We start from the raw sequence: 6,573 nt of genomic DNA on the forward strand, positions 1-6,573 counted from the left end.
AGAAACAGGCGCAAGCCTTAGTCTCGGACAAAATCATCTGAGATATTCCGAATACCTTCAATGCTGGTCTGACCGACTTCATTCTTAGCTCAACACGGACATGAACGCGCTTCCAGATTGCAGGCCCTACTGAGACGATCGCGTCTATGGCGCATCAACTATCCTTACAGGAGCAACATGCAAAGAAATCGATCTCGCTGAATTCGGACCATTTCAACAGTGATTGAGATTTCCAAATCGTATGCGATCTCTACGGAGGAATTAGAGCAAACGGTGTAGAGAAGGCTAAAGAGTGGAGCGTTCCTGTTCAAATAGCGCTGGCCTGATGAGGATCAACTTTCGAAAGTTGCAAGACGCTGAACGACAAACAGACCAGACAGGCAGACATCAAATGGTTACGCATCATCAGTCATATCGCAATACAACAACCTCACAAAATGGGAGAAAAAGATGGATACTTGGAGCCACGTTGATTTATACTGCGAGCGACTATCTCAAAGCTACCTCGCTGAACCCGTTAACACAATTTCTAATTTTATTTACTTTATAGTTKGCTTTATATTTCTCGGGCGTCAAAAGAGTATAAAAGGTGATTACTTTGCCAAAACCCTAGGGTGTCTTGCCGTCTTGATAGGCATCGGATCGACACTGTTTCACATTCTTGCCGTCAGCTGGTCTCGATATGCCGACCTCATTCCGATATGGACTTTCGTTGTTTTGTATATACTTTATTCTCTGCGCCACTTCTTTGGTTTGTCTTGGGTCAAAGCCTCAGCCGTCCTTTTAGCGATAGTCATGCTAAGCTACATGTTGCTGACTGAAGTGCCGCTCTCAGTTTATATGAATACACATGGGTCAGTTGAGTACACGCCGGCCCTCGTTGTCGCGATGCTTTTCGCGGCTCTGCTTTTCCTTCGAGGACATCTGGCATGGCGGAAACTAGCGGCGGGAAGTTTTAGTCTTGCAGCAGCCCTGATTTTCAGAACGATCGATCTAACCTACTGCTCCGTCATCCCGACGGGAACGCATTTCTTATGGCACATCTTTACGGGAGTAGCGATTTTCTTCCTTCTAGATGCCACTTCCGAGAAGTCGACGCGCAGACGGCTCCTGGGGAGCTCCGCAGTATAACGATCGCAAAAAGCAGCTGCTGTGAGCATGCCATCGCCTCGACTTTAACACGAGGCGACCGCGGCCCCGCGACGGGGGCAGACTCGGGTTGGCGCATGCTCGAATTCCCGAAGTCAAGTCATTGTCTAGTCGAGACGCTACACGCTGCCGCTGGCCGACGCTACCGCCAATCCTAGCTCAGGAAGAAGACCGGCACGGCGCCGCAATGAAGTACGTTAAGGTGATCGCCGTTTGCTTGTCGCCCAATAACGCGCGTATAAGAGCGGCGATTGCCGACCGATCCAATCGCAAAATGGATCTGCAGCAACTTTCGAGAGCGACATAATGGTATTCGTCCCTGACATTACCGACGCTCACACGAGAACAGGGCGAAGCGCAACGAGGTTCTTGCGCAAGCCATCATAGGCAAGTCGCCAATGGCCTACATGCACTCTACCCAAACCAAGCCTTCACTGGCCTAGGCTAGCGAAATCCGCTATGCGCGGGTTTCAGGCCAAAACCTTACTATGTACCACAAGAGGGCGCTTTCCGCGTTCTAATCTCATCACCTTATCCGCTATTCCAAAATAGCGGTCGTCGTGGGTTATAACTACTACAAGTTTACCGCTTGCTCGAAGTTCTTCGATTACAACCTCGTAAAAATATGTTCGCATCTCGGGTTGTTGATCTGCTGCCCACTCGTCAAACACGTATACTGGGCGGTCATTCAGGATCGAGATAAGCAGCGCGACGCGGCGTCGTTCTCCAACTGAAAGCTGAGCTAACGTTTCATTCGTGATCTTAGAGAGATCAAATCGGTCGACCAGATCTAAGCGCCGCAGCCATTCGTCAGCTTTACTGGGATCGTGTGCAGCGCGAGCAGGAATCATCCATTCAAATAGGAAGTGATCCTGAAAAGTCGCACAAAAATGTTCGGAATACCAAGGCAAATTGTCATTTTGGATCACTACGCCGTTCAGCCGCACTTCGCCGCTGTTCGGCATATACAAACCTGTCAAGAGCTTGGCTGTTGTCGTCTTGCCACTACCGTTCCCGCCCACAATAAAAACTATTTCACCGGATCGGACTTTAAACGACATCCCGTTTATCGCAAAGTTACTTTGCGAAGTCGACGTTTCGCTCTCGTATAAGTACGAAACATTTTCGAACGACAACTCGAAACTTCCATCCAATTCTGGTTGCTGTCTGGGCGTGCCGTCTGCGGGGCGGCTAGCTTGGCTAAGAGGTTGAGCAATGTTCTTTACCCGCGCGAGAGCCACATCGGCCTCTACGACACTTGGAAGAATTTGCACAATGCTCAACAATGGACCAAAAAGATAAATGAGCACAATGCAATATTGGAGAATTGCCGCTTGGGGACTCTGCGACATGATGAAAAACGCGGTTGCCCCCAGGATGGTATACGAGAGCAATTGTATCGCGCGCTCGGACAGCGAAAACCATCTGTAGCCGACACTAAAACTCGCATCGATGTCCGCTACTTCCTTGTAACTATCTGCGCGGACCCGTTCTCGGGCTGCACGAATGAGTTTGACTTGGCTAATCCCTTGAACAATTGACGCGAAAAGGTTGTTGAGCAATTCAACATGTTGAATGGTTTTAAATATATTTCTGCCGCCCCGTTGGGATAGAACGTAATAAAGTGCTACGCCAACCGGGATTGAGATAGTCACAAATATAGATGCAGCCCATGACAGGTAAAATAAATACAGTAGACAGGCCGCGGCCATGAAGGTGTTTGAGAGTGCAACAAGTATCCCGCTTACAGCAGCGCCAATCTTTGATATGTCGAGGATAAACGCCGTCGTTAAGTGAGAAAGTCCAATTTTCTCAATGGTTGGCAACTTCGTGTTTATCAGCCCTTCCGTAAGTTCAATCTTGATCCCCGCTATAAATGTCCGTCCGATCATGGAAATTAGATAATCTGCGACAAATCGAGATACAATTGAAATAATACTGAAGATGATAAATAGAGAAAACGTATGATAGTAAATATCAGTAGCGTAAAATATGCACGCTATGGCTGCCATTCCAGCAATCGCGCTAATAGCGTTAATTAGAATTGAGACCGCAAACAGGTAAGGTGAATGTCTTGCGAGATTCCACACCAAATTCATATTTTCACCGTAAGGTCATAATGGAAAGATGGGTTTATTTAAGTGTTTAGACTTTCGATCGCGGCTTCAAGTCTCTTCCTCCATATGATTGTCATGTATTTGGAGCCATAAAATACTGCGCGCCCTGTGACTCTCACTCCTCGGATGCGAAATCCGAACTCACACGGAAGAGATGCATAATAAGAAACCACACTCACGATGGATCGGCAACCCTTTGCAGACTGATACGGCATGCACCCGCTCATAAAAGGGCGAAATGCCGGAAGCGTAGCCGGTATCGCCCCTCTGCGATATGGAACACGATCAACGTTTCCGGTAAATGCCACCTCTATGGAAGGCGATCTCGACCTTGTTCTGGTAGGACGAGATTTTGTTGAAGGCCTTGCATAGGATCCGTGATGAGTTTCTTCCGCTGAGCGGGCGTCATATGGCGCGGATATCGCCACATTTCCCGTGTTTTTGCACGCGGGTAAGCGCCTCGATGCCCGGCAAGTGTTTAGCGGTGACCGGCAGCTTTTTGCAGCCAGATCCGCTGGAGCAGGTTTGACCGCCCTCCGTGGCGCGCGCGTGAGCAACGACGTCGAACGGTCCGGTGAGCGCTTTGCTCGAAAGGACAGGAGCGGATCAGGGTTCTCTCCCGTTGCGCTGGTATATCCGCAGCATWTTTACTTTAAGAAGAAACGACTGTAGGCTGAAATGGCCGATAATTTGGTTTCTGATGTTCGTCTTTGATACAAAATTATGATTTGCGGCTTGCAACCAGCGGAGACAGAATTGAGGTGTTCCTCACAATATAGCCCCGTACTGGTGCAGTATAAATTAAGATATGCAAATCTCATTTCAGATATTCTTGGCCGGTATTTGCATGGGTTCATTTATCCCAGGTCTAACTTTTCGAACATCCTTAGATATCACGACGTGAATTTGTGTCGGGGCTTTCTCGCGAGCGGGATGGTGTGGGCTTCGCACTATTTTATAGGAAATTGTTCGCGGCCGGCACCCAGGCGTTACGTCCTTAAGAGCCCCAAGCAGAGGTAAAAGTATGAGCGATAATTTTCTCTCGCTTTTCGCTAGGCATGCAGAAAGCAAACCAGATTATCTCGCTTTCCAACAAATTCTTGAAAACGGTCTCGTCAGGACCATAAGCTATTCCGAACTTTATCGAAAAGCCGAAGACGTGGCGGCTACGCTGGTTGAGAAGGGGTTTCCTGGTGAGCAGGCCCTATTAAATCTGCCTCTAGGAATTGAGTTTATAGTAGCGTTTCTTGGATGCGCCATGGCGAATGTGGGAGCCATCCCCGTGTTGAAACCGCGTTTTGGTCGCACCGATAAAATCTTCATGTCGATAGTGAGCGACAGTAAAGCCAAGGTGATAATTTGTAAAAATGAGAGAAATTCACCAGATCTTGTGGCTGCGATCAAACAAGAACTTGAGATTGATGTTACGCTGCTGGATATCGACCATACACCCGATTTGAGCGGTCGCGGCGACGTTTTATTGAAGGCAAATTGTTCAGAGGAAATTTTCTATATTCAATATACTTCAGGCTCCACCGCGCTTCCAAAAGGTGTTGTGATTGACCATCGAAACTTGAGTTCAAATTGCGCTGCGATAGCCGAGGCGTTTTCGTTCACAGACCAAGAGATATTCGTCTCTTGGTTACCCCCCAACCACGATATGGGACTTGTCGGCGGGCTGTTAATGCCCCTTTGGCTTGGCGCTCAAGGGATAATGTTGAACTCAGCACAGGTAATGAAACGTCCGCGCCTGTGGTTAGAAACTATTTCTCGGTACCGGGGCACCGCGAGTGGTGGTCCGAATTTTGGTTTCGAATTGTGTAACCAGAAACTTGTTGATAGCGATTTAGACGACCTGGATCTGTCAAGCTGGCGTGTCGCATGTGTCGGTGCCGAACCGGTTAGTGTCACAACGCTGGAGCGCTTTTCTTCCATTTTCGCCAAGGCAAAATTCAACAGCCGAGCGCTTCGTCCTTCTTATGGCCTCGCGGAAGCCACCGTTATGGTCAGCGGCAGGATAAAAAAAATGCGGCCGTCTTTACCGGCTTCCGAAGGCAATTATGTCAGTTGCGGAAGTCCTTTGGTTAATTGTCATGTTGAAATAGTGGATCCGGTATCGAGACAAAGTTGCTCACTTGGAGAGGTCGGCGAAATTTGGGTGAGTGCTCCAAGTGTGTCACGCGGATATTGGGGCAAAGCAGTTGAAAGCGATCAGGTATTCCGCAACTCCCTGGCGTTCGTTCCCGAAAAGACGTTCCTGCGAACGGGGGACTTGGGCTTTATGATCGAGACCGAGCTTTTTGTGACGGGTAGAGTAAAGGATCTGGTTATAATTCGGGGCGTCAATTACTCGCCTTCCCAGCTTGAGAATACAGTTAGGGAGAGCTCTACTGAACTCGGGAATATTCTCGTCGCGGCATTTTCGTTCTTTGAAGATAATCAGGAAAAGCTTGCTATTGTTTGCGAATATCCGCCGCGCCTGAAACGCATAGATCCGGAGTTATTTAAGAAGATCCGTGGCGGCCTTTCTCGACGCCATCAAATAAAAGCCGATAGAATCCTATTTATACGGTTTGGCACTATGCCTGTGACTACAAGCGGCAAAGTTCAACGCAACGAATGTCGCACGAGGTATCTGAACGATCAATTAGCAATTGTGGATGGCTGGTCAAATACGTTTAAGCCGTTGGGAATGGAATCCACACCTGCCGCCAGTACGGTGTTGGAGTTTCTTTTGGGCGAAATCACTAGAGTTCTTCGTCTGGATTCATCTGAAATAGCGCCAGAATCGTTGGTTAGCGACATTGGACTCGATTCAATAGAGGCAATGAAGATTGCTCATTTGATTGACGAACGATTTGACGTTGTTCTGCCCATCGATATTTTTCTCGACAGAACTGCAATTGCTGACATCGCAACTTACGTGGCCAGTGCACAATCTGCTCCGGCGCCCGAATCCACGGTCCCGGGTGAGGACATCGAGACGATTTTGGATACGCTCACTGATGATGAAATCAAGGCCGTGCTTTTTGCATCGTCAACTTAAAAGCAAGCCGGACTAACTGTCGATGCGAACAACTTTTAAAGAGCAAATTGCGAAACTTATTGCCGAGAAGAAAATCGATCCACTTCTCGTCTCAAGGYTACGTGATTTAGCAAACAAACGGCGTGTGAAAGAAATTTCGTTCGCGCAAGAGCAATTGCTGTTTTTGGATCAACTGGAGCCTGGCAGTTCCGCGTATATCATCTCGGCAGCGATGTGTTTAAGCGGCCCGTTACGGATCGACGTTCTGGAACGGGCATTGTC

At 48.3% G+C, this 6,573-nt stretch carries 4 protein-coding genes; 3 read left to right on the forward strand and 1 reads right to left on the reverse strand.

Features of this window, described 5'->3' with window-relative positions:
• Positions 1 to 450 precede the first annotated feature (450 nt).
• A complete protein-coding gene (locus tag AC1DNW_RS13430; protein WP_477853117.1) occupies positions 451 to 1,131 on the forward strand; it encodes a ceramidase domain-containing protein in 681 nt (226 codons plus the stop codon).
• Between the two features lie 488 nt (positions 1,132 to 1,619).
• Here AC1DNW_RS13430 and AC1DNW_RS13435 read toward each other — a convergent pair whose 3' ends face one another.
• Complete coding sequence (locus AC1DNW_RS13435) at positions 1,620 to 3,248, reverse strand: cyclic peptide export ABC transporter (protein ID WP_477853119.1); 1,629 nt, start codon at positions 3,246 to 3,248, stop codon at positions 1,620 to 1,622.
• Between the two features lie 1,042 nt (positions 3,249 to 4,290).
• Between AC1DNW_RS13435 and AC1DNW_RS13440 the strand changes: the two genes are divergently transcribed.
• Both AC1DNW_RS13440 and AC1DNW_RS13445 read left to right on the forward strand, forming a co-directional pair.
• Positions 4,291 to 6,312 carry an AMP-binding protein gene (locus AC1DNW_RS13440; RefSeq protein WP_477853121.1) on the forward strand — a complete coding sequence of 674 codons (2,022 nt, stop codon included), beginning with the start codon at positions 4,291 to 4,293 and terminating at the stop codon, positions 6,310 to 6,312.
• Between the two features lie 22 nt (positions 6,313 to 6,334).
• Positions 6,335 to 6,573 (forward strand): hypothetical protein (locus tag AC1DNW_RS13445; protein WP_477853122.1); only part of this gene is annotated, 239 nt, incomplete at its 3' end.

It is taken from the genome of Rhizobium sp. 05L429 (assembly GCF_056397645.1).